Source organism: Mesorhizobium sp. M7A.F.Ca.CA.002.05.1.1 (genome assembly GCF_003998335.1).
GTDB lineage: Bacteria > Pseudomonadota > Alphaproteobacteria > Rhizobiales > Rhizobiaceae > Mesorhizobium.
Genome location: NZ_RZQI01001209.1, coordinates 1 through 1,400, shown reverse-complemented (window position 1 = coordinate 1,400; position 1,400 = coordinate 1). Strand labels below are relative to the sequence as shown.

1 protein-coding gene is annotated in these 1,400 nt (G+C 60.0%); it reads left to right on the top strand.

Going from position 1 to position 1,400, the window contains the following annotated elements; all coding sequences use genetic code 11:
• Window positions 1–158: 158 nt before the first annotated feature.
• Window positions 159–1,400, top strand: a 1,242-nt coding sequence (gene sufB, locus EN939_RS34175; RefSeq protein ID WP_127271823.1) for a Fe-S cluster assembly protein SufB, incomplete at its 3' end; no start/stop codon positions are given.

Here is a 1,400-nt window from a genome sequence, read left to right as displayed (position 1 = left end):
GGTAGAGCCGTGCGTTTCATGCTGGCCGGGTGAATTCCCGGTCGAAGCGCACTATATTAAACTTACGCTGCCGCGAGCACCTCTTCGGGGTTCGTTTTTGGCGGTGCCATAGTTTGAAAACTGTCGGGCCTTGACCCCGGCGTGGATGGAGAACGCTTATGCCTGCTGTGCAGGACACGATCGATCGGGTCCGAAAGATCGACGTCGACCAATACAAATACGGATTCCAGACCGAAATCGCTGTCGATAAGGCCCCCAAGGGCCTCAGCGAAGATATCATCCGTTTCATTTCGGCCAAGAAGGACGAACCGTCCTGGATGCTGGAATGGCGTCTGGAAGCGTATCGCCGCTGGCTGACGCTTGACGAGCCGACTTGGGCGCGCGTCCACTATCCCAAGATCGATTTCCAGGACATCTACTTCTACGCGGCGCCCAAGAGCACGCCCGGCCCGACTTCGCTGAGCGATGTCGATCCCGAACTCTTGAAGGTCTACGAGAAGCTCGGCATTCCGCTGCGCGAGCAGGAAATCCTTGCCGGCGTGCAGAAGACCGACGCCTCGGAACTCGAGGAAGTCAGCGACAATGTCTACAAATCGGGCCGCGTCGCCGTCGATGCCGTGTTCGATTCCGTCTCCGTCGTCACCACCTTCAAGAAGGAGCTGGCGCAGGCCGGCGTCATCTTCTGCTCGATCTCGGAAGCCATCCGCGAGCATCCGGAGCTGGTGAAGAAATATCTCGGCTCGGTCGTGCCGACCTCAGACAATTACTACGCCACGCTGAATTCGGCTGTGTTCACCGACGGCTCGTTCGTCTTCGTGCCCAAGGGCGTGCGCTGCCCGATGGAGCTGTCGACCTATTTCCGCATGAACGAGAAGAACACCGGCCAGTTCGAGCGCACGCTGATCATCGCCGAGGAGGGGGCTTACGTCTCCTATCTCGAGGGCTGCACGGCGCCGCAACGCGACGAGAACCAGTTGCACGCGGCGGTCGTCGAACTGGTAGCGCTCGACGATGCCGAGATCAAATATTCCACGGTGCAGAACTGGTACCCCGGCGACGCCGAGGGCAAGGGCGGCATCTACAACTTCGTCACCAAGCGCGGCGACTGCCGTGGCGACCGCTCGAAGATTTCGTGGACGCAGGTCGAGACCGGTTCGGCGATCACCTGGAAATATCCGAGCTGCATCCTGCGCGGTGACGATTCCCAAGGTGAGTTCTATTCGATTGCGGTATCGAACGGCTATCAGCAGGTCGACAGCGGCACCAAGATGATCCACCTCGGCAAGAACACGTCGAGCCGCATCATCTCCAAGGGCATCGCCGCCGGCTTCTCGCAGAACACCTATCGCGGCCAGGTCTCGGCGCACCGCAAGGCGACCAACGCCCGCAACTTCACCAAC